At 42.0% G+C, this 20,410-nt stretch carries 22 protein-coding genes; 11 read left to right on the forward strand and 11 right to left on the reverse strand.

The genetic code is table 11. The features are described 5' to 3' along the window. Positions 1-82: 82 nt before the first annotated feature. A complete protein-coding gene (locus FTU58_RS02630) occupies positions 83-610 on the reverse strand; it encodes a hypothetical protein (protein WP_225530221.1) in 528 nt (175 codons plus the stop codon). Positions 611-973: 363 nt separating this feature from the next. Here FTU58_RS02630 and FTU58_RS02635 point away from each other — a divergent pair, with 363 nt between their 5' ends. Further along, positions 974-1,240 carry a PspC domain-containing protein gene (locus FTU58_RS02635; RefSeq protein WP_180061999.1) on the forward strand — a complete coding sequence of 89 codons (267 nt, stop codon included), beginning with the start codon at positions 974-976 and terminating at the stop codon, positions 1,238-1,240. A gap of 226 nt (positions 1,241-1,466) precedes the next feature. Here FTU58_RS02635 and FTU58_RS02640 read toward each other — a convergent pair whose 3' ends face one another. Continuing rightward, complete coding sequence (locus FTU58_RS02640) at positions 1,467-2,570, reverse strand: HPP family protein (protein ID WP_131261074.1); 1,104 nt, start codon at positions 2,568-2,570, stop codon at positions 1,467-1,469. A gap of 201 nt (positions 2,571-2,771) precedes the next feature. On the opposite strand from FTU58_RS02640, the gene glyQ reads away from it, so the two are divergent. The 5 genes from glyQ (at position 2,772) to FTU58_RS02665 (ending at position 8,176) form a co-directional block, all read left to right on the forward strand. Continuing rightward, positions 2,772-3,758 carry a glycine--tRNA ligase subunit alpha gene (gene glyQ, locus FTU58_RS02645; RefSeq protein WP_004976017.1) on the forward strand — a complete coding sequence of 329 codons (987 nt, stop codon included), beginning with the start codon at positions 2,772-2,774 and terminating at the stop codon, positions 3,756-3,758. Next, positions 3,758-5,827 carry a glycine--tRNA ligase subunit beta gene (gene glyS / locus FTU58_RS02650; protein ID WP_180062000.1) on the forward strand — a complete coding sequence of 690 codons (2,070 nt, stop codon included), beginning with the start codon at positions 3,758-3,760 and terminating at the stop codon, positions 5,825-5,827. Before glyQ ends, glyS begins: the two co-directional genes overlap by 1 nt. Positions 5,828-5,897: 70 nt before the next feature. Next, positions 5,898-6,845 (forward strand): HrgA protein, encoded by a 948-nt coding sequence (locus tag FTU58_RS02655; protein WP_180062001.1) that lies wholly within the window; start codon positions 5,898-5,900, stop codon positions 6,843-6,845. A gap of 66 nt (positions 6,846-6,911) precedes the next feature. Continuing rightward, positions 6,912-7,301 carry a hypothetical protein gene (locus tag FTU58_RS02660; protein ID WP_096901314.1) on the forward strand — a complete coding sequence of 130 codons (390 nt, stop codon included), beginning with the start codon at positions 6,912-6,914 and terminating at the stop codon, positions 7,299-7,301. 359 nt (positions 7,302-7,660) lie between these two features. Continuing rightward, positions 7,661-8,176 carry a hypothetical protein gene (locus tag FTU58_RS02665; protein ID WP_180062002.1) on the forward strand — a complete coding sequence of 172 codons (516 nt, stop codon included), beginning with the start codon at positions 7,661-7,663 and terminating at the stop codon, positions 8,174-8,176. Positions 8,177-8,242: 66 nt separating this feature from the next. Here the strand turns inward: FTU58_RS02665 and FTU58_RS02670 are convergent, their stop codons facing one another. Together FTU58_RS02670 and FTU58_RS02675 are read right to left on the reverse strand one after the other, a co-directional pair. Further along, positions 8,243-8,452, reverse strand: coding sequence for a hypothetical protein (locus FTU58_RS02670; RefSeq protein ID WP_180062003.1), 210 nt, complete (start codon positions 8,450-8,452; stop codon positions 8,243-8,245). Positions 8,453-8,570: 118 nt separating this feature from the next. Then, complete coding sequence (locus FTU58_RS02675; RefSeq protein ID WP_131261080.1) at positions 8,571-9,839, reverse strand: hypothetical protein; 1,269 nt, start codon at positions 9,837-9,839, stop codon at positions 8,571-8,573. Positions 9,840-9,959: 120 nt separating this feature from the next. Between FTU58_RS02675 and FTU58_RS02680 the strand changes: the two genes are divergently transcribed. Next, complete coding sequence (locus FTU58_RS02680) at positions 9,960-10,736, forward strand: class I SAM-dependent methyltransferase (RefSeq protein WP_167845740.1); 777 nt, start codon at positions 9,960-9,962, stop codon at positions 10,734-10,736. A gap of 14 nt (positions 10,737-10,750) precedes the next feature. Beyond that, a complete protein-coding gene (locus tag FTU58_RS02685) occupies positions 10,751-11,305 on the forward strand; it encodes a hypothetical protein (RefSeq protein ID WP_096901318.1) in 555 nt (184 codons plus the stop codon). A 6-nt stretch (positions 11,306-11,311) separates the two neighbouring features. Here the strand turns inward: FTU58_RS02685 and FTU58_RS02690 are convergent, their stop codons facing one another. Beyond that, the gene (locus FTU58_RS02690; protein WP_131261082.1) at positions 11,312-12,514 is read right to left on the reverse strand and encodes a TIGR03862 family flavoprotein; all 1,203 of its coding nucleotides are present in this window, start codon (positions 12,512-12,514) and stop codon (positions 11,312-11,314) included. 6 nt (positions 12,515-12,520) lie between these two features. Beyond that, complete coding sequence (locus FTU58_RS02695) at positions 12,521-13,213, reverse strand: tRNA (guanine-N(7)-)-methyltransferase (RefSeq protein ID WP_225530224.1); 693 nt, start codon at positions 13,211-13,213, stop codon at positions 12,521-12,523. A gap of 86 nt (positions 13,214-13,299) precedes the next feature. On the opposite strand from FTU58_RS02695, the gene FTU58_RS02700 reads away from it, so the two are divergent. Together FTU58_RS02700 and FTU58_RS02705 are read left to right on the forward strand one after the other, a co-directional pair. Beyond that, positions 13,300-13,473 (forward strand): DNA gyrase inhibitor YacG, encoded by a 174-nt coding sequence (locus tag FTU58_RS02700; RefSeq protein WP_180062004.1) that lies wholly within the window; start codon positions 13,300-13,302, stop codon positions 13,471-13,473. Positions 13,474-13,677: 204 nt separating this feature from the next. Beyond that, complete coding sequence (locus FTU58_RS02705; protein WP_004975984.1) at positions 13,678-13,857, forward strand: hypothetical protein; 180 nt, start codon at positions 13,678-13,680, stop codon at positions 13,855-13,857. 50 nt (positions 13,858-13,907) lie between these two features. On the opposite strand, the gene FTU58_RS02710 is transcribed toward FTU58_RS02705, so the two are convergent. The 5 genes from FTU58_RS02710 to FTU58_RS02730 form a co-directional block, all read right to left on the reverse strand. Then, positions 13,908-14,552 (reverse strand): MBL fold metallo-hydrolase, encoded by a 645-nt coding sequence (locus FTU58_RS02710; RefSeq protein ID WP_180062005.1) that lies wholly within the window; start codon positions 14,550-14,552, stop codon positions 13,908-13,910. Between the two features lie 18 nt (positions 14,553-14,570). Continuing rightward, positions 14,571-15,584: a ferrochelatase gene (gene hemH / locus FTU58_RS02715; protein WP_104852985.1), complete on the reverse strand. Its 1,014-nt coding sequence runs from the start codon at positions 15,582-15,584 to the stop codon at positions 14,571-14,573. 65 nt (positions 15,585-15,649) lie between these two features. Next, positions 15,650-16,678 carry a DUF4062 domain-containing protein gene (locus FTU58_RS02720; RefSeq protein WP_096901324.1) on the reverse strand — a complete coding sequence of 343 codons (1,029 nt, stop codon included), beginning with the start codon at positions 16,676-16,678 and terminating at the stop codon, positions 15,650-15,652. 86 nt (positions 16,679-16,764) lie between these two features. Then, positions 16,765-17,640: a glutamate racemase gene (murI, locus tag FTU58_RS02725; protein WP_004975969.1), complete on the reverse strand. Its 876-nt coding sequence runs from the start codon at positions 17,638-17,640 to the stop codon at positions 16,765-16,767. A 46-nt stretch (positions 17,641-17,686) separates the two neighbouring features. Continuing rightward, positions 17,687-18,298: a DUF1285 domain-containing protein gene (locus FTU58_RS02730; RefSeq protein WP_004975967.1), complete on the reverse strand. Its 612-nt coding sequence runs from the start codon at positions 18,296-18,298 to the stop codon at positions 17,687-17,689. A gap of 195 nt (positions 18,299-18,493) precedes the next feature. Between FTU58_RS02730 and FTU58_RS02735 the strand changes: the two genes are divergently transcribed. Further along, positions 18,494-20,206: an electron transfer flavoprotein-ubiquinone oxidoreductase gene (locus tag FTU58_RS02735; RefSeq protein ID WP_004975965.1), complete on the forward strand. Its 1,713-nt coding sequence runs from the start codon at positions 18,494-18,496 to the stop codon at positions 20,204-20,206. Positions 20,207-20,410: the final 204 nt, after the last annotated feature.

Consider the following 20,410-nt stretch of genomic DNA (forward strand, 5'->3'; position numbering starts at 1 on the left):
CATCCCAAATAAAAACTTGATGTAAAAAAACAAAAGCCCAAAAGTTTTTCACGAATGGGCTAAGAATTGAATGAGCGAATAATTAACTTGCTCTGATTAAATGATAGTTTTGCGAAGGTAAGGGATTGCTTTTAAAGTATTCACGATTATTTTCTGTTGCAATCGCAATTTTGTTTTTATCCATAATTAAATTATGGTCTTGATCAACATTATAGTAAAAGTTCACCCCAGAGGCGCGTGCCACCACAATTTGATGCGCGTCTTCATCATAGAACCATAAATCTTTGCGGTATTTTTTTTTATTGTCGTAACTGATTTGCCCCGCATTGACAAAAATACGATGCGCTGTCCCATCAGGCAATAAGGTCAGAATATAATCGACTTTTCCGCTTTCGCACATAACAAACTTATCTTCACAGCTAATCTGAATGGTATAGCGTCCCACATAAGTCAGATGATTCTCGGGAATATGATGTTCCGTTGCAGCCGTTTGTATGGGTGCGATTGCCTGCCCTGCCACCTCAGTCAGTCTTTTGGTTTCTGCCTGTTCTGTATATTTTTGCACGGCAGCTTGCTCAAGTTGTGAATCATCGCATCCAAGCAATGCCACTGCACTCCATATTGAAACTGCGCAAATATTTGATTTAGCTGACACACTATCCCTCATATAGAGTGACCAGACTGAATACTCAGTCCTATTCAAACCACTGAATAGGCAGCTCGATGTAAGCCATGCTTTTCCTCAATCCTTTGTGGTCAAGCGCTTACTCTGCCCATCGCTTCTTTAGGATATTTTAGGTGGATGCTGGTTTAAGCAACACCAAATGTTACATAACTTTACTAATTGCCTTGCTTACCGCCCTTTAAAAACCCAAGTGCATCACCATTTTTATTTTATATATAGATGATGTGCTGTGAAGCTAAACATCAGCCTGTATTTATTTTGAATTTTAGATCTCTTAAGGAGAATTAGATGGCCAATGTTGGTTTATATCGTTCAAACCGCTCAAATATGATTGCTGGGGTTATGGGTGGTATTGCTGAACGTTTTGGTTGGAACGCAAATTTACTGCGCTTAATTTTTGTGATTGTTTCCGTGATGAGCGCTGCCTTTCCTGGCATTTTGGTGTATTTGGTGTTGTGGTTGGTGATTCCTAAACAAAACCAGTCGAATACAGCAAACTATACTCAGGGCTACACAAGACCTGTACGCACGGTCAATTCTGATCAAGACCGATAAATGGTATTGAAATTTTAAAGACTGACCACATGTAAGATTTATAGGTTTTAATCGTTCGCTGATTCACTCTTAGATATCCCTTATTTACACAGTTTTTTTCTTTTTCGCTACGATTGCTCCCCCAAGCATCGTAGCTTTTTTTTGCCTTTCAACCTGCAATATATTTTAAAAGTCACAGCATTTCAGGATTGAGTCGTGTTGAATACACATCGACAATGCGAGTCTATTAATTGGTCTTTACAGCAAGCTGTTGATTCAAGACGGCAATCATATCGGCACGGCTAATGATCCCCACCAAACGCTGCTGCTCTACCACAGGAATGTAGTTAAAAGAGCGCTCGACAAAGTACGGCACAAGGTCTTGAATACTCTGTTGCGGTTGCACCGTGACCACTTGGCGTAACATGATATGTTTCACTTGATGTTTCCAGCTATACGGCAAATCTGTTGCGTGTTTAAACCATTCCACTACTTCATACAGCGCCAAAGTTCCAACCAAATGTTGCTCTGTATCAATGACAGGTAAACTCATTAAATTCATGTGTTTGAATTTTTCTAAAGCACTGTGAATATCCTCATCTTGCTGCAAACTGACCACATCTTTACTCATAATATCGGCACAAGTCAGTGCTTGAGTTTGTCGTTCACTGGCTTTGTGTTGCGCTTCTAAAATGATTTTTTGTAAGTCGTATTCACTAATATCTAGCAACTGGGTTTGTGCATCTAAAACATCTTGAATATCTTGCGGCTGAATAGTGGCTTTTTGAGTAGGCGTTGGGTCTTGGGTACGTTGATTCAACTGTGGCGTTTGAGGATAAGGCTTGCCAATCATGCGGTTAAATACAATTGCAATCACCATCAGCAAAACTGAATTAAGCAGCACAGGATAAAAGATGAAGTGATAACCCAGCTCACGCACGGCATCTCCGCCAAGCACTGCGGTAATGGCCACTGCTCCACTCGGTGGATGCAGCGAATCGGTGGTCATCATCAAGAAAATAGATAAAGCCACAGCCACACTAAAGGCTTCGGTTAAATTTGGAATATATAAAGCACAGCTCACGCCCATAATTGCTGCAATACTGTTCCCAACTACAATATTCCACGGCTGCGCCAAAGGACTGGCAGGCACAGCAAACAACAATACCGAAGATGCACCCATTGGCGCGATATACCATGCGTTAATATCGCCCAACACCCACCAACTGATCAGGGAAGATAATGCCAAACCCAATAATGCGCCCAAACCACAAAGTAGGCGTTCTTTTAACGGCAATACTTTAAAATTGGGTTTCAGCGTATTCAGCCAATCAAGTTGTGAATGAAACACGGGCAGGCAATCCAGTGGTGACAATTGGACAAGATTATAAGGCAATCATTCAGTAAGATGTATTTGTTTTATATCTTTAATTTATCAGTGAATTTGTAAAACCCCAAACAACCAACCGCTAGTTGTGCTTTAACCTTTGCCAGCACCCCGCAAAATCCTTATAATTGAGCACAATTTTTCTCTAATTTTAAGTGGATGACCATGAGTCGCGCCATATCGCATATTGATACCTTTCAAGGCTTAATTCTTGCCTTACAAAACTACTGGGCGGAGCAGGGCTGCGTCGTTTTACAACCTTACGATATGGAAATGGGTGCAGGGACATTCCACACTGCCACTTTCCTACGTGCTTTAGGTCCAGAAACATGGAACGCGGCGTATGTACAACCATCTCGTCGTCCTAAAGATGGTCGTTATGGCGAAAACCCGAACCGCTTACAACACTACTATCAATTTCAGGTGGTGCTGAAACCAAACCCAGACAACATTCAACAGTTGTATTTAGATTCTTTAAAAGCAATTGGAATTGACCCATTGGTGCATGACATTCGCTTTGTAGAAGATAACTGGGAATCTCCAACTCTTGGCGCTTGGGGCTTGGGTTGGGAAGTATGGCTAAACGGCATGGAAGTGACTCAGTTTACTTACTTCCAGCAAGTCGGTGGTGTTGAGTGCTACCCTGTAACAGGCGAAATCACCTACGGTCTTGAACGTCTGGCAATGTACTTGCAAGGTGTAGACTCAGTTTACGACTTGGTTTGGACTAAAGGACAGTTTGGTACTGTAACGTATGGCGATGTGTTCCATCAAAACGAAGTTGAACAATCGACCTATAACTTTGAATACGCACCTGTAGAAAAAATGTTTGAACTGTTTGACTTCTATGAAGTAGAAGCGAGCCGTTTAATTGCAGCAGAATTACCGCTACCTGCTTATGAGCAAGTGATTAAAGCATCTCACTGCTTTAACCTCTTGGATGCGCGCGGTGCAATTTCTGTGACTGAGCGTCAGCGTTATATTTTACGTGTCCGTACTTTGGCACGTTCTATTGCACAAAGTTATGTGGCTGCACGTGCAAAATTAGGCTTCCCAATGGCTGAACCACATTTACGTGATGAAGTCTTGGCACAATTAAAAGCACAGGTTGAAGCGGAAGCCAAAGCGCAAAATACTGAGGAAAGCAAATAATGTCTAAACATACAGTTTTATTTGAACTCGGTTGCGAAGAACTCCCACCGAAAAGCTTAAAAACCTTACGTGATGCACTACTTGCAGAAACTGAAAAAGGTTTAAAAGATGCAGGCTTGGCTTTTGATGCAATTGAAGCCTATGCAGCACCACGTCGCTTGGCACTTAAAATTGCTAATGTTGATGCCGCACAAGCAGACACACAAAAACGCTTTGACGGCCCTGCTGTTCAAGCTGCTTACGATGCCGAAGGCAAACCAACCAAAGCCCTTGAAGGCTTTATGCGCGGTCAAGGCATTACTGTAGATCAAGTATCTACATTCCAAGCAGGTAAAGTTGAAAAAGTGTGCTACTTAAAAGACGTGAAAGGTCAAAGCCTTGATGCGTTATTGCCACACATTTTACAAACAGCATTGGACAACCTGCCAATTGCAAAACGTATGCGTTCTGCTGCAAGCCGTACTGAATTTGTGCGCCCAGTAAAATGGGTCGTTTTACTTAAAGATCATCAAGTAATTGAAGCAACGATTCAAGACCATCAGGCAGCTAATGTCACTTATGGACATCGTTTCCATGCACCTGAAGCAATCACCCTTGCACATGCAGATGAATACCTTGAGAAGTTAAAAGCAGCGCACGTTGTCGCTTCTTTTGAAGAGCGTCAAGCGATCATTGATCAGCAAGTAAAAGCGTTGGCAGATGAAGTTAATGCGATTGCGATTGTACCAAGCGACCTACGTGATGAAGTAACTGCATTGGTTGAATGGCCTGTTGCACTACGTGCCAGCTTTGAAGAACGCTTCCTTGCCGTTCCTCAAGAAGCCCTGATCACTACCATGCAGGATAACCAGAAGTATTTCTGTCTGGTGAATGCTGAAAACAAATTACAGCCTTACTTCATTACCGTTTCAAACATTGAGTCTAAAGATCCGACTCAAATTATTGAAGGTAATGAGAAAGTGGTTCGTCCACGTCTGTCAGATGCTGAGTTCTTCTTCCTGCAAGACCAGAAACAGCCATTAGCTTCTCGTAAAGAGAAACTGGCCAACATGGTATTCCAGGCACAACTGGGTACTTTGTGGAACAAGTCTGAACGTATTGCTAAACTGGCTGTCGCACTTGCTCCGATTACGGGTGCAAAAGCTGAAGATGCTGAAAAAGCTGCCCTGCTTGCAAAATGCGACTTAACTTCTGAGTTAGTAGGTGAATTCCCAGAACTTCAAGGCATCGCGGGTACTTACTACGCACGTCTTGAAGGTGAAAATGATGAAGTGGCTGAATCTTTAGGTGAGCAATATTTACCTAAATTCGCGGGTGACGTTCTGCCTAAAACCAAAACGGGTACAACGATTGCCCTTGCGGATCGTCTAGATACTTTAACTGGTATTTTCGGTATTGGTCAGGCACCTACAGGTTCTAAAGACCCATTTGCGCTACGTCGTTCTGCCATTGGTATCCTGCGTCTAGTGACTGAAAATGAACTTGATGTATCTATCGAAGACCTGATCAAGCTGGCATTGGCTGCTTATGGCGATGTATTAAAAGATCACGACAAGACTTTGGCAGATGCTGTTGCATTCCTTGAAGGTCGTTACCGTGCGAAATACGAAGACCAAGGCGTTGCAGTAGATGTGATTCAAGCCGTTCAAGCTTTATCACCAAAATCTCCACTAGATTTTGATAAACGTGTGAATGCGGTAAATCACTTCCGTGCCTTGCCTGAAGCGGCTGCATTGGCTGCTGCAAACAAGCGTGTTGCCAACATTTTAGCCAAAGAAACCGCACCTGAAGGAAGCGTCATTGAAGCTAACTTGGTGGAAGATGCAGAAAAAGCATTATTCGCGGAACTTGCGAAAATCACACCTGTGGTGGAGCCATTATTGGCAGCAAAAGACTACACCACCGCACTCTCTCAATTGGCTGCATTGCGTGCGCCTATTGATGCTTTCTTTGACAGTGTCATGGTGATGGCAGATGATGCAGAGTTGAAAGCCAACCGCTTACGTTTACTTGCGCAGTTACGTGATTTGTTTACACGTGTTGCGGATGTAAGTGTATTGCAGCACTAAAATCTTAATTACTTGTAAATTAAAAGAAACCCCGCTATTTTGATAGTGGGGTTTTTACATATTGATGAAAATGAAATTATCACAACTACAAAAAATCGTAGCATTTTTAAAATCAAATCCTAATCAAAAGTTTACAGCACGTAAAATTGCAGAAGCAATCCTAAACTTATACCCTCAAGATTACTTAGAAAAACGCAATAACCCTCGTTTTAGTACGGATGCTGAATTGATTAATCAAATTGTCGCTGAAATTGGCGCTCATAAAAATGCTATTTTAAAAGCTGAACCCCTCATACAATTACAAGACAAACCGCGACCACGCTTATATTGGTATGATCCTAATATCATATCGAACAGTTTAAAAATAGATACTCAAAATGAGCCTGCTGATTTCGATGACCAACAAGAAGTTATTTCAACACTCACCACTAAAATCCTTTCAGAATATGATTTATATCCTGTACTAATTGAATATTTATCAAAAGAACTACAACTTTTCAGCTTGAGAATCGACGAAAAGAAATCATCCAATAATCGTGGTCAAAACGGCAATCAATGGTTACACCCCGATATTGTTGCGATGCAACCCATTGATAAAAAATGGCATGAATTAATAAGAACTTGTGTTAAACATGGTTCTGGACAAAATGTGCGTTTATGGTCATTTGAAGTAAAAAAAGAATTAACAGGCTCAAATATCCGAAGTAGCTTTTTCCAAGCAGTCAGTAATTCCAGTTGGGCAAATGAGGGCTACCTAGTAGCAACCTCTATTTCAACAAATGAAGTTGAAGAAGAACTGCGTATGCTTTCAGCTTTACATGGTATAGGTGTAATTTTACTCAACCCAGAAAATCCAACAGAAAGTGAAATCCTTTTGCCAGCTCGACGACGTTCAGAGGTGGATTGGCAATCAATAAATCGAATTTTGACTGAAAACTTGGATTTTAAAAACTTTATAGAGTTGGTTTCTATCTACTATCAAACTGGACGTATTCGTTCACAAGATTGGAATCATTAATCTGTAGGCATTTCACTTCAGATTCCCTATACTCAACCTAACAACACTCAACAAGAAAACAAGCTTATGAAACTTAAAACACTCATTTTATCGGGTTTAACTTGCCTTTCTCTTAGTGCGTGTACTTCTGCACCTGTCATTCCACAGCTCACAGCAGGTGTTTTACAAGAAGTGAAAAATATTGAAGTTTACCCAGACACTGTCAATAACAGCGCCAAACTCACAAAATTTATTGATAAATGCGTGATCGAATTTACAGGCACACTGCAAGCAGGTCGTTCTATTGAACAATGGGCATTTAAAGGCAATGCATTAATTTCAGCTGGTTCTGCAACATTTGCACAAGATGGAACCAGCACAGCAACTAACTTTGACTTACATGATGCAACCGTGCAAAAAAACTTTATTACCCTACGCAACCATTTTCATAAAGATGCGCTTGCACAATGCAACTAAGCTAAAAACAGCTTTGAATGTATCTTGATGTAGCAAGATTGTTGGACTTTCAATATAAATGCAGCATCACTTGATATTTCAAACTAAGATGATAAAAGCAGTGTAGCCATTGCTGCCCTGCTTTAAAAACTCTCCAGAGTAACAAGACCCACAATTTTATGTGGGTCTTCTTCTTTAAGCCTGAAATGCTGCCATAATTTCAAATATTTTAAAGTTTCAAACACTGTAAATTTCACCTAAAAATACATCATACTTGCGAAAAATAAACACTGCAGATCATCTAGGCTTTATACAATGCAGTACATTCTATTCAAAACCTTTCAACGACCAGTATTCAGCATCCTAAGAGGCACAGCACAATGAAAAAGATCAATATCAGCATTTGTATTGGACTATTGCTCAGTAGTGCTTCAGTGTGGGCACAAAGTAGTGATACGCAACCTCAAAGCAACAAACCAATTCAGCCTTATGCAGACAATCCAAACCTCTTGCATGTTTGGGCATATAAAACTCAGGAAGGTGTGATTCAGGCTGCACAAAAAGTTGGTGAAGTAACCGAAAAAGGTATTGAAAAAATTCGCCCATCCGCACATCAAGCTTTAGACAACGCCAAGCAATTAGGCAGTCAGGGTGCGGCTCAAGCCAAACATACCGGGCAGCAACTGGCCAACAATGTAAATACTAAAATTCAGGAAACCAAAGAAGTGATTACGGGACAAAGTGATCATGCCGTACCTATCTATCAAGCACCATTAAGCGCGCCTTCGCAGAATATCGCCCCTGCAGCCACCACTACCGCACCTAATCAGGAAGCACAAACTCAGGCTGCACCAAGTGCAGAGGCTGAAGAAGAAATTAAAGTGATTAAACTATAATTTTTTTGATTTATTGGTTGCTTGAAAAGCACAAAAATAACTCAGCGCAAATAAATAAGCCTGCATTTAATCTGCAGGCTTATTCATGTGATAGCGTATCGATTTTTGAATTTGTCGGAATACATAAGCGCCTAATCCCAACAATACCAACAATACCAACAAACCTAAAGCAAAAAATAGATAAGCCTTCGGCTCAGGCGCATCTGCAAACAAAGTCGCAGATAAAATGAAACTGGACAGCAAAACAAGCACAGCAGGCATCAACAACTTGGTCATACATACTACCCTTGGAATGATCAACAAAACCATGTTTTAAGATCATCTTAGCCCAATGGCAAAACAATACAAGTGTCTAAAGTTTAAACCATCTAAATAATGGATCAAACTTTGCAGCTTACTGTTCCAGTTCTAGGGTAAATTTGGCAGTATCTGGCAAATCTTCCACAAAGTCATTGCCGCCAAACTCATCACTGCTCAGGTTCAAATCTTTATAGCTCAACACAAAATAGTCGCTATATTTTTTCAATATTAATGGGTGCATGCCTGCAGCAAGCGCATCTTGTTCCTTGCATAGTTTCATGACATGACGATCATTCATACTAATTAAATAGCGTTCATCATTCAGATAAATTTGCACCAAACCACTGCCCTTTGCATAAATCGGAATCAGGAATTTATGGTTCAAAGCAATCGCATGTGCGGCATAGCTCTCAATTTTTTGGCTGATGATGTTAAACACCAAACCATGACCAAAATGGTCGAGCAAGACATTACGATTTTCATACGGTAACTGAATTTGTAAGCCAAGTTTGTTTAAATCGTGCTGATCGACCTGTTTATTGCTAAGCAAGGAGCGAATCAGGTTTTGTTTCAACTTGGCATCAAAAAAGTTACTGTCTAGCTGTAAGTTATTGTATTTTAAAATACGACCTAAAGACCAGCGATGGTTCGGCAAGACATTTTCAATCACTTTACGATAGTAAAACTTGCTGTTCTTTTTCACCTTGCGAATTTTTTGGTAAAAGAACGGCGCATCAAAAGGATGGGTTAAAAAGTCATTCAGTAATTCAGAGTTGGCTAAAATCGCAATTGCATCATGCCCTGTAAATGGCAAATGTAAGGTATGTAAATGCGGAATTAAAGGCTGAATTTTTAAATAATGCCCACGATCTTCAGCATAATATTGGTCATAGACCACAATATATTCACGCTGTGCCGATACATCTTGCGCTTGAATGCGCATATTGGCATTTAAGTCTGCATGATAAAACATGTTATAGCGTGGGTCATGAATATCTTCAGGGTCAATTGAATATTGCGGCACCAAAGCCACAATGCGGTTTAAATCCAGCAAATTGGAATATTTAATTGCCGCATAGCCACCCATTGAGCCGCCATAGCCCACGCGAATTTTAAACGGAGCAATCAGGTCTTGAATGGCTGCCAACATGGCACGCATAGAAGCTTCAGGAAACCATGATTTTTCCTTAGGCATGACCCCAATCACATTAAAATGAAACTTTTCCAGTGATTTTTCGGCATTAATAGACGTTCCTTTGGCCCGTGTAATTAAATCGCCAAAAGAAAAAATCAGCTCCTGAGATGAGCCTTTCATGAAAATAGCGCGGATATGTCCGTCTTCAAAAATTATGTGTTTGTCCATTCCCACACCGGCGCCAAGGCGCTGAATTAAACCGTTACTTTAAACTTGAATACCCTGTACGCAAGTCCAAAAGTGAATATGTTATTTTATAGATGCACAGCAGATTAAAAATCGCAAAATATGACACAATCTCTACATCCTGCCGCACAACAAGGTTTTGCTTTAGGGGCAAACCTATATCAACAAGTTCGTCCCAGTTACCCGCAAGAAGTCGATGTTTTCCTGCAAGATCAGCTCCAAGTTCCACTTAATAGCAATATTGTAGACTTGGGTTCTGGCACAGGAAAGTTCCTGCCACATTTGCTCAAACTGACAACTCAGCTTATAGCGGTAGATCCGATTGCCAGCATGTTAGCCGAATTAGAACAACTTTACCCACAAGTTAAGACAATTCAAGCACGAAGTGAGCAATTACCACTGCACGATCAATGTGCAGATTTGGTGAGCTGTGCGCAATCTTTTCATTGGTTTGCCAATCTGCAAAGTTTAAAGGAAATTCACCGAATCTTAAAACCGCAAGGTCATTTGCTGTTAATTTGGAATCAACGTGATATTTCAGTCAATTGGGTCAATGCACTGGCAAAGATGATTTTGCCTTTTGAGGGCGATACACCGCGTTTTCACAATCAGGACTGGCGTCAGGTATTTGCCGATACAGATTTATTCCAACTTACTCACGAGCAGAAATTTCATCACACGCATGTTGGTACAGTTGAACAAGTCGTGTCTAAGCGTTTGCTTTCGACCAGTTTCATTGCTGCAATGCCAACTGAACAGCAACAACAACTCAAAACACAATTTGAACAATTAGTATTAGAATATACGAATAAGCATGTGCAAGATGAAATTGAATTTCCCTATTGCACACATTTGTATGTCTATCAAAAAGTTGAATGAGAGGGAGCAAATAAATGCAAATAACCTTTAAACACGCGATTGCTCCCTTAACAATTTTTTTGGCGTTCTCCCTCAGCGCTTGCGAGCGCAGCAAAGTAGAACATGCAGACAAACTCAGCCCTGAAGATCAAATCATGCAAACTCAGGTCGAGCAAGCCGCGATTCAGCCCTTTGAAATGACTGCGGATGACCCGCATGATATTCAATTGCTGATGGATTATGAACAACGCCATGACCAAATGAGCAATGATTTGGAAGATGAGTTAGAACGCTTGCATGAAAGCCAACAACTCGATGCTGCATTTGCACAAAATCGCCTGCAGGACAACATTCAATCTGCCTTGAGTATGCTCAAAGAACTGGATTTAAAGACACCGCAAGGGCGTTATATTCAAGGCCTAATGAGTCATTATTGGGAACAGCAAGCGCAATATCTAGCAACTCAAAATACAACTTCTGCACCTTATCCTGTCAGTAAAGAACAACGTCAGCAAGGCTTAGCAGACTTGCTACAGGCGCAGCAACAACTAGAACATTGGCGTGGGCAATATCCACAACTTGATGAATAACGTGTTTTACGGACGCTGCTGTAAATACTGATGCACTCCTTCAGCGGCAGCGCGTCCTGTAGCAAAACAGGCTGTCAGCAAATAGCCGCCCGTTGGCGCATCCCAATCCAGCATTTCACCACAGAGAAAAACGTGTGGATTGGAATTTAACTGCAATTGTGCAGATAAAACCTCACGTTTGACTCCGCCCGCACAGCTAATTGCTTCTTCAATAGGACGAAAACCCTTTAAAGGCACCGTTAAATTTTTAATCTGCTGCGCCAATTGCATAGGTTGCTGCCAAAGGGCTTTATCCACCAACTCACGCACGACTGCAGACTTCACGGCATCCAAACCTGCCTTACGCCAAATATTGCTTACAGACTGTTTTTTGGAAGGTTGCAACTTTTGGTAGAGTTGCTCAACGGTTAAATCGGGTAGCAAATCGAGTTGTAACTGCAGCGGTTGTTGAGCGTGCTGCAACTGTCGCAATGCTCGCCCTTGCTTATAAATTAAGCCACTTTCCAAACCATAATGGCTAATCACAATATCGCCCATGCTCGCTTCAGCGCCTTTCACCCATGCTTGCACACGTTTTAAAGGTTGTCCAAAAACTGGCTGCATATAGTTAGACCAGTGACATTCCACCCCTGCATTGCTGGCTTGGAAAGGCTGAATTTCATTGGCAGATAACCAACGCTGCCATGCACCATCACTACCCAATTTCGACCACGACACTGCCCCACATGCCATCACAATGGCGGCAAATTGCTGTTGTTCAATGTGACCTGTACTTAGATTTTGAATACTGAGTTGATTATTATTTAAATCACATACCTGATGCCGATAATGAAACTGCACGCCTGCATCAACCAAGCGTTTTAACCATGCGCGCAGCAAAGGTGCGGCTTTCATTTCTTGTGGGAAAATCCGCCCCGATGAACCTACATAAGACTGAATCCCTAAACTCTGCATCCAGTTTTGAATCCAAGCCGCATCCCATTGTTGAATCCACGGCGCCAACCATTCCGTCTGATCATAACGCTGAACAAATTGTGCAATCGGTTCGGCATGTGAAATATTCAGACCTGTTTTACCCGCCATCAAAAACTTACGTGCCGCGGAAGGTTTTTGCTCATAGACATGCACATCATAGGCATACTGACTCAGCACTTCGGCAGCCATTAGCCCTGCTGGTCCTGCTCCTATAATTGCAATGCGCTGTTTCATGCCTGTTTACTCAGTTGTTGCACTTGAGTCTGCAGAAACTTTCGCCTCAACTGCAGCAGGTGTTAAAGTTGGCTGCTGTCCTTGCAAAGGCTGAAAATCATCAAAACGGGTTGTATAAGCCGCAGGTTTGGTGATCAGCAGTTCCTGACAACGCTCACCACGTGCTAAATATTTGATTTCAAAGTGAGTGCGTGCTGAATCTACTGGAACATCCTGCTGAATAAATGGCAATTTCCACACTTCAATCAGCTGTTGCTGTGCTTCTGCAATATATTCAGGAATATTACTTACTAAAGTAATACTGCCGCCTGCTTTTAAACGCGACAATAGAAACTCAAAAAACGGCATATTCAACCAACGCTGGGTGGCATTATGTGGTTCTGGATTCGGATATAAAATAAAGAATTGCTCAACTTGAGCAGGAAATAAAGCATGCACAATCCATGGAATGGCATCGGCATGCACAATCTGTAAGTTCTGCTGACCTTCAAGCTGATGCTGTTTTTGCATCGCCAAAAATTTTTCACGGGTGCGCTCAATTGCAATCAACTTGTGCTCAGGATGCTGCCCGCTAAACAATAGGGCGTGTTTACCTTTTCCGGCCCCAATTTCCACACAAACCGATTCATTGGCAATGGCTTGAAAATCACGAGGGGCATGCATACGCTGTGCTTGAAATTGACGAATTGGCATAATCAGATCAAACTTACAAAATTCGGCACAAGTCTATCAAGTCAGGTGCTATTTGCCTAATCCAATCCTGCATTTTTCATTTGGAGTTGATCATGCCACGCACTTTTCCTTGCCCTCGTTGTGGTGAACCTTCGCAATGGGAAAACAATCCACTTCGTCCTTTTTGTTCTGAGCGTTGCAAGCTCATTGATTTAGGCGCATGGGCAAATGACGAGTATCGCTTACCCACCCAAGATGCTCCGCAAGCAGAAAACTCTGAGGAATAAGCAATAAATTTCCACGCCAAATATTGCCTAAAACTACACACAGTTTCATGGAATTTTTCACATTTTTAGAAAAATTATTCAAAATTTAGTTGTTCTATAATTGCTTTCAGCAGAGTTAGCACAGGTTATACTTTGCACTATTCGTGACTCCGTCACTGCACATAACAATAAAGAAAGCAAAAAATAACCTAGGAACATTTCACCATGGAAATCATGTTAAAAGGAATTGTAATGCTGTGTATTTTACTCTCTACCAGCAGTTTAGGCTTTGGACTGTACGCGCATGATTTACTCATGCTGTGCATAGGCATCTTACTGACAATTTTCACAATGCTGTTTGCAATTGAAAGCAAACAAATGCTGAATAATCCCTTTCGCAAATAAAAAAGTCAGCGACTGCTGACTTTTTCTTAAAGCATAAATACACACTGCTTTTAACCTGCTTGCCCCGCCACAAAAGGGGTGTTCTGTTTTTCAAATCCAATGGTACTGATGGGACCATGCCCCGAAATAAACTGAGTGTCATCGGGCAAACTAAAACACTCGCGCTGAATTGAATCTAATAATTGTTGATGATTCCCACGTGGAAAATCGGTGCGTCCAATCGAGCCTTTAAATAGCACATCGCCTGTCCACAAGACGCCATATTTTGCATTATAAAACATCACATGGCCTGGGGTATGCCCTGGTGCATAACGCACTTCAAAGCTTTCTTGACCCAATTGCAGCACTTCACCACCCTCTAACCACTGTGTAACCGTGACTTGTTCAGGGATAGGAAAACCATAACGTGCAGACACTTCTTGCAGTTGATCTAACCAAAAAGCATCTTCTTTCTGTGGACCAATCACAGGAACATTCCAGTAATGTTGCAACGCACCAACAGCCCCCGCATGGTCTAAATGTCCATGAGTGAGCCACAAAGCTTTCACCGTTAAACCCAACGCTTCAACTTCGGCTTTCAGCTTTTCAGGCTCACCGCCTGCATCAATCAAAATTGCTTCTTTGCTTTCTGCATCCCACACAATCGAGCAGTTTTGCTGAAAAGCGGTGACGGGAACAATTTTGACTTGCAACATGGTGGCGAACCTCAAAAATTAATGGCTTAGGTTAAGCTTTACAGCATCAAGATTAGCTTGAAGTAAATGTTTGAGCAAATCCAAATGATCGGCACGGGTATTCAGTGCAGGAATATAGGCATATTCTTTGCCACCTGCTTGTAAAAACAATTCTGCGTTTTGAATTGCCAATTCTTCTAGCGTTTCCAAACAATCTGCAGAAAAAGCAGGACTCATAATTTGCACCGACTTCACGCCCTGCTGTCCCCATTCTTCAAGTAAGACATCGGTATAGGGTTTGACCCATTCTTGTTTGCCAAAACGTGACTGGAAGCTAATTGCCCACTGATCATCATTTAAATTTAAAGCATCGGCAAGCAATTTGGCCGTGATCCGACAACGCTCTGCATACGGATCACCCTTATCGGCATACGGCTGTGGAATGCCATGAAACGACATCAATAATTTTTCTGCCACACCATGCTCGGCTTGAAATTCACGCACACTTTGCGCCAACGCCTGAATGTATAAAGGATGCTGATAATAATCACGAATGATGGATAAGCCCGGCAAATTACGCTGCTGTGGCACCCATTTGGCAACGGCATCATATAAAGGTGCAGTCGAAGTTGCCGAATATTGTGGAAATAAAGGGAACAAAATCACGTGATCTTGAGGATTTTGACTCAAAGCTGCCAAAGCCTGTTGAATACCCGGATTGCCATAGGTCATTACCGGTAGAATATTCAATTCAAACTCAGGATATAGCGGCAATAACTGCTGTTTTAAAGCATCAACCTGTTGCAACAAAATTTCCCGCATCGGTGAATCTTGCTGCCAGACCATGGCATAAGCATGTGCAACACGCTTAGGACGAAATGGCAAAATGAATAAGTTCAAAATGATTTGCCAAATCGGTTTTGGAATTTCAATCACCCGTTGATCAGACAAAAACTGCTTTAAAAAACGGCGAACCGCTGCTGCAGTCGGTTCATCAGGCGTACCTAAATTGGCTAAAAGAACGGTTACTTTGGGTTTTGCTGTAGACAACATCCAGCCCTCGTGTCTGATGATTGAGCCCGACTACTTTAACAGTTTTTTCACTCTGTATTGAGAGATTAATACGGTGTTTTAAATGAATAAACCCGATCGGTATCTAGCAAATTGCTCTCTAAAAGTTTTTGCGCTTTTGCCGTGGTTTGCCACAACATCCGCTGACGATCATCACGCCCCGCCTGCACAATCCAGTCATTTTGACGCATTTGCATTTTAATCTGATGCAAGGCCCGAATATTGATTTGGGCACGTGCAACTGCATGCGCACGTGGCATGATCCGACGTGCATCCTCCAAACCAGTTTCATTCAAATATTCATTCATGCGTTTCGAAAAATATTCTTCAGGGGTTGGATGAATAAAAGTATTGCCTAAAATTGCCAACAACTGCGCCCAACTTAAACTTCGCTCAACTTTCAGCTCTCTAAAGTTACCATCCTGATAGGCATGCATGCGATATTCAAAACGATATGATTCATTCATCGACACTTTAGATACGCTTAGAAACGGGTCTGCTTCGCGCTGTCCCACATCGGTTTCCAGCTGACGTAACTTACTTTTTAAACGTTCAATTTCATCATGCAAAGCTTGTGTATTTTGCGGGCGCACCCAACCAGAAGTCGGATAACGTTCTAGCATTTGCGACATATTAAAGCGGACAGCAAGCTCTAAATCACGCAGAGTGCGGTAGCTAAACACCTGATCGACTTCTTGTTGTAATAATTTACGGAACTCTTTGAATTTTTCACGCAATTCAGGTTTTTCATCATGTAAAGATGAATCACGTGAATCTGGGTCTTCGTGCATAAATACAATGATCGGCTTTTGCTTGGTGACTGCATAAATATACTCTAAATGCATATACCCCACGCCCGACACCGATTGCTCACCGTACTGGCTGCCCAATAGAATCACCACATAATCACAATCATCAATTTGACGGCGTGCAAATGCAGTGCTGAGTGGGGTACGTTGTTCTAAACCCCACGAAAAAAAACCCATTCCCACCAATGTTTGTGCCAAGATCACTCGTTCTGGCTGCATATCTGCCCCAGACGTCGAGATAAAGACCTGATAGCGCTTATCGAGCATTGGTTTCCCCTCTCCTATTGCCATTACAAGTCGGTCACCGTCTACTTGTAATGCCTTTCCCCAATCATAAAAAAATTATCTTAAAGTCAGTCCACAGTACTCACATTTGCGATACTCCAAGAAATATTGCCTGGAATAAGATGCTGCAACACGGGCTTTAATTGTTCTGCATTGTTCCCGCTGACATAACACGCAATTTGTAAAGTATCTGCCAAACTTTGTTCAAATAATAACTCATTTTTAATTAAAATGCGGGAAGTTTGACGCGCAACGGCAATTCCTGAGTCAATTAATGTCAGTTTCTGACCAAAAATGGACTCAATCGCAGGTTTTAGGAAAGGATAATGGGTACAACCGAGCACCAAATAGTCCGCGCCCTGATCGACCACAGGTTGCAAACTCTGCTGTAAGGAACTTAAACATGCCTCACTCATTTGCGCCCCTTGCTCAACAAAAGGCACTAAATCTAGATTGGTGACATTCAAGACTTGCACTTGAGCAGGAATCGCAAAACGCTGCATCACATCTTTAATAAGTTGTCCGCGAAAAGTCGCAGGCGTCGCAAGTACAGCCACAGTTTTGCTTTGGCTATTTAATACGGCAGGCTTTAAAGCAGGCACTAAACCAATAATGGGAAAATCTTCGCCGTAATGATCGCGCAGATAATCTAGACTAAAAGCAGAAGCAGTATTACACGCCACGACCGCAACTTTACAACCTTGTCGATATAACCATTCGATTGCAGCTGCAGTGAGTTCTCGAATATTTTGATCATCACGTGGGCCATACGGCACATGTGCAGTATCGGCATAATAAAGGATGCGCTCATTGGGCAAATATTCTGCAATTTCAATGGCAACTGACAAGCCTCCTATGCCCGAATCAAAAATACCAATTGGCGCACTGGCTTGTGCTTTTGGCATGGCTTGATTTAAGGGAGAAACAGGATGAATGGCTGTCATAGCAAGAGATTCAGCAATACAAAATGGGATGAATAAAGCTTAAACCTCAGCTGCTTAAATGCAAGTGCAAATCACCACTTTTCAACGATAAAATCGTTTCGCCCTGCGCATTTTCACTCAGCTCGCCCAATTCCACCAAATGTAAAAAAGCCGCACGCTGAATCAGGGCATTAATACCAAAACGCACATGCACATAAGGACGCAGCTCACCTGCATATTCACGCATAAAAATAGGATGCTCGGCATCAACAATCACAATATCCTGATGTGTAGTGATAAGTTGAATATAATTTTGCTGTCCGATTTCGACCACATCAACCTGATTGATGAACAAAGGCTCATCTTCTACCTGGATTTCAATTTGTTCCACTGGGGTTTTTAAATAAAACTTGCCCTGCTCTTTCCATAACACACTAGAAAACAGATCAACCAATGCCTGACGTTTGATCAATTGACCTTCGTGCCACCATTCTCCATTGGCTTTGACCAGCAAATCCATTGCTCCACAATGCTTTGGATGCCATTGCTCCAAAGGAGGGATTGATCTTTTGTGACCTGACTGTCCAGTTTTTATATATTGTGCAATGTGCATTAAATTTTTATTATCAGCCGTAGCTACATTTTCTGTCGGTTTGATTGAATTATCGTCATGCTTCATGCTGCAGTACCTTACTGACGGAAAAATAATACGATTCAGCCAATTGGCTAAGACTCGGTTTAAAACTATACTAGCTCACAATACTTACCCATACTGTAAAAGACACGATTAAATTTGTGTCTGGCAACTAAAAATACTCATGGCAGCACCGTTGCTTGATGCGGTTGCCACCTTCAATTATATGAGGAGTCCTACATGGAACACATCGAACGTGAATCGATGGAGTTTGACGTAGTCATCGTAGGCGCAGGCCCTGCGGGTCTTTCTGCTGCGATCAAAATTCGTCAACTTGCAATTGAAAACAATTTAAATGATCTGTCCGTTTGTGTGGTCGAAAAAGGCTCTGAAGTTGGTGCGCATATCCTTTCGGGTGCAATTCTTGAGCCTCGCGCCATCAACGAGTTATTTCCTAACTGGAAAGAAGAAGGTGCGCCTTTAAATGTGCCTGTGACTGAAGATAAAACTTTCTTCTTGATGTCACCTGAAAAAGCTCAGCAAGCACCGCATTGGATGGTGCCTAAAACCATGCATAACGATGGTAACTACGTGATCTCGTTAGGCAACGTGGTGCGTTGGTTAGGTCAAAAAGCCGAAGAATTAGAAGTTTCTATTTTCCCTGGCTTTGCGGCATCTGAAATTCTTTACCATGCCGATGGTACGGTTAAAGGCATCCAAACTGGTGACATGGGCATTGGTAAAGATGGCGAGCCAACGCATAACTTCACACCGGGTTATGAACTACATGCCAAATACACCATTTTCGCAGAAGGCTGTCGTGGTCATTTAGGTAAGCGTTTAATCCAGCAATTCAATTTGGATAAAGATGCCGATCCGCAACACTACGGGATTGGTATTAAAGAACTTTGGGAAATTGACCCTGCAAAACACAAACCAGGTTTAGTCATGCACGGTGCAGGCTGGCCATTAAGTGAAACAGGTTCTTCAGGCGGTTGGTGGTTATACCACGCAGAAAACAACCAAGTGACTTTGGGTATGATTGTGGACTTGTCGTATACCAACCCACACATGTATCCATTTATGGAAATGCAGCGCTGGAAAACTCACCCTCTAATTAAACAGTATCTAGAAGGCGGCAAGCGTATTTCTTATGGTGCACGTGCTGTGACCAAAGGTGGCTTTAACTCATTGCCAAAATTCACCTTCCCAGGTGGTTCTTTAATTGGTGATGATGCAGGCTTCTTAAACTTTGCCAAAATCAAAGGCTCTCATACCGCCATGAAGTCTGGCATGCTTTGCGGTGAAGCAGTATTTGAAGCGATTGCTGCAGGTGTCGCAAAAGGCGGTGACTTGGCGATTGCTCGCGTAACTGAAGGCGAAGATTTCTTTGTGAAAGAGCTAACGGCTTACACTGAAAAATTCAACAACAGCTGGCTGAAAGAAGAACTTTATAGCGCACGTAACTTTGGCCCTGCAATGCATAAGTTTGGTCAATGGATGGGTGGTGCGTTTAACTTTATCGACCAGAACGTGTTTAAAGTACCATTTACTTTGCATGATTTAGTGCCTGATTTCAGCGCACTCAAAACTGTAGATGCAACCAGCTTTAAACCGAACTATCCAAAACCAGATGGCAAGCTGACTTTTGACCGTTTATCTTCAGTGTTCGTATCGAATACCGTACATGAAGAAAATCAGCCAGCACACTTAAAGTTGACAGATACCTCTATTCCAGTGAACGTAAACTTACCTAAATGGGATGAGCCTGCACAGCGCTACTGCCCTGCGGGTGTTTATGAAATCATGGAAAATGATGATGGTTCAAAACGCTTCCAGATTAACGCAGCCAACTGTGTTCACTGTAAGACTTGTGACATTAAAGACCCATCACAGAACATCACTTGGGTAACACCTGAAGGTGGCGGTGGTCCGAATTACCCGAATATGTAATTGCGAATCGCAATTGAGAAACCCAAAAGCAGTGCCTCGGCACTGCTTTTTTATACACAGTTTACAAAATTACCAAGGTCTCATAATCCCTTACATTTTTCAGGTATTTCTCTATTCAAAAGCAGGCGATTGAATAACTTTCCTTGTTATGCTGTTTTTGCTTATTTTTTATCTTTTCTATTTTTAGTTTTTTATTTCGTTTTT

Origin of the sequence: Acinetobacter sp. YH12120 (assembly GCF_013418795.1) — a bacterium.
Lineage (GTDB): Bacteria > Pseudomonadota > Gammaproteobacteria > Pseudomonadales > Moraxellaceae > Acinetobacter > Acinetobacter towneri.

Excerpts from the sequence above, each read along its gene's own strand:
- FTU58_RS02730 (WP_004975967.1), bottom strand. The coding sequence starts at position 18,298 with ATGAAGCATGACGATAATTCAATCAAACCGACAGAAAATGTAGCTACG.
- hemH (WP_104852985.1), bottom strand. The coding sequence starts at position 15,584 with ATGTTGTCTACAGCAAAACCCAAAGTAACCGTTCTTTTAGCCAATTTA.
- glyS (WP_180062000.1), top strand. The coding sequence starts at position 3,758 with ATGTCTAAACATACAGTTTTATTTGAACTCGGTTGCGAAGAACTCCCA.
- FTU58_RS02635 (WP_180061999.1), top strand. The coding sequence starts at position 974 with ATGGCCAATGTTGGTTTATATCGTTCAAACCGCTCAAATATGATTGCT.
- FTU58_RS02680 (WP_167845740.1), top strand. The coding sequence starts at position 9,960 with ATGACACAATCTCTACATCCTGCCGCACAACAAGGTTTTGCTTTAGGG.
- glyQ (WP_004976017.1), top strand. The coding sequence starts at position 2,772 with ATGAGTCGCGCCATATCGCATATTGATACCTTTCAAGGCTTAATTCTT.
- FTU58_RS02700 (WP_180062004.1), top strand. The coding sequence starts at position 13,300 with ATGCCACGCACTTTTCCTTGCCCTCGTTGTGGTGAACCTTCGCAATGG.
- murI (WP_004975969.1), bottom strand. The coding sequence starts at position 17,640 with ATGACAGCCATTCATCCTGTTTCTCCCTTAAATCAAGCCATGCCAAAA.
- FTU58_RS02655 (WP_180062001.1), top strand. The coding sequence starts at position 5,898 with ATGAAATTATCACAACTACAAAAAATCGTAGCATTTTTAAAATCAAAT.
- FTU58_RS02705 (WP_004975984.1), top strand. The coding sequence starts at position 13,678 with ATGGAAATCATGTTAAAAGGAATTGTAATGCTGTGTATTTTACTCTCT.
- FTU58_RS02675 (WP_131261080.1), bottom strand. The coding sequence starts at position 9,839 with ATGGACAAACACATAATTTTTGAAGACGGACATATCCGCGCTATTTTC.
- FTU58_RS02720 (WP_096901324.1), bottom strand. The coding sequence starts at position 16,678 with ATGCTCGATAAGCGCTATCAGGTCTTTATCTCGACGTCTGGGGCAGAT.
- FTU58_RS02660 (WP_096901314.1), top strand. The coding sequence starts at position 6,912 with ATGAAACTTAAAACACTCATTTTATCGGGTTTAACTTGCCTTTCTCTT.
- FTU58_RS02685 (WP_096901318.1), top strand. The coding sequence starts at position 10,751 with ATGCAAATAACCTTTAAACACGCGATTGCTCCCTTAACAATTTTTTTG.
- FTU58_RS02670 (WP_180062003.1), bottom strand. The coding sequence starts at position 8,452 with ATGACCAAGTTGTTGATGCCTGCTGTGCTTGTTTTGCTGTCCAGTTTC.
- FTU58_RS02710 (WP_180062005.1), bottom strand. The coding sequence starts at position 14,552 with ATGTTGCAAGTCAAAATTGTTCCCGTCACCGCTTTTCAGCAAAACTGC.
- FTU58_RS02735 (WP_004975965.1), top strand. The coding sequence starts at position 18,494 with ATGGAACACATCGAACGTGAATCGATGGAGTTTGACGTAGTCATCGTA.
- FTU58_RS02690 (WP_131261082.1), bottom strand. The coding sequence starts at position 12,514 with ATGAAACAGCGCATTGCAATTATAGGAGCAGGACCAGCAGGGCTAATG.
- FTU58_RS02665 (WP_180062002.1), top strand. The coding sequence starts at position 7,661 with ATGAAAAAGATCAATATCAGCATTTGTATTGGACTATTGCTCAGTAGT.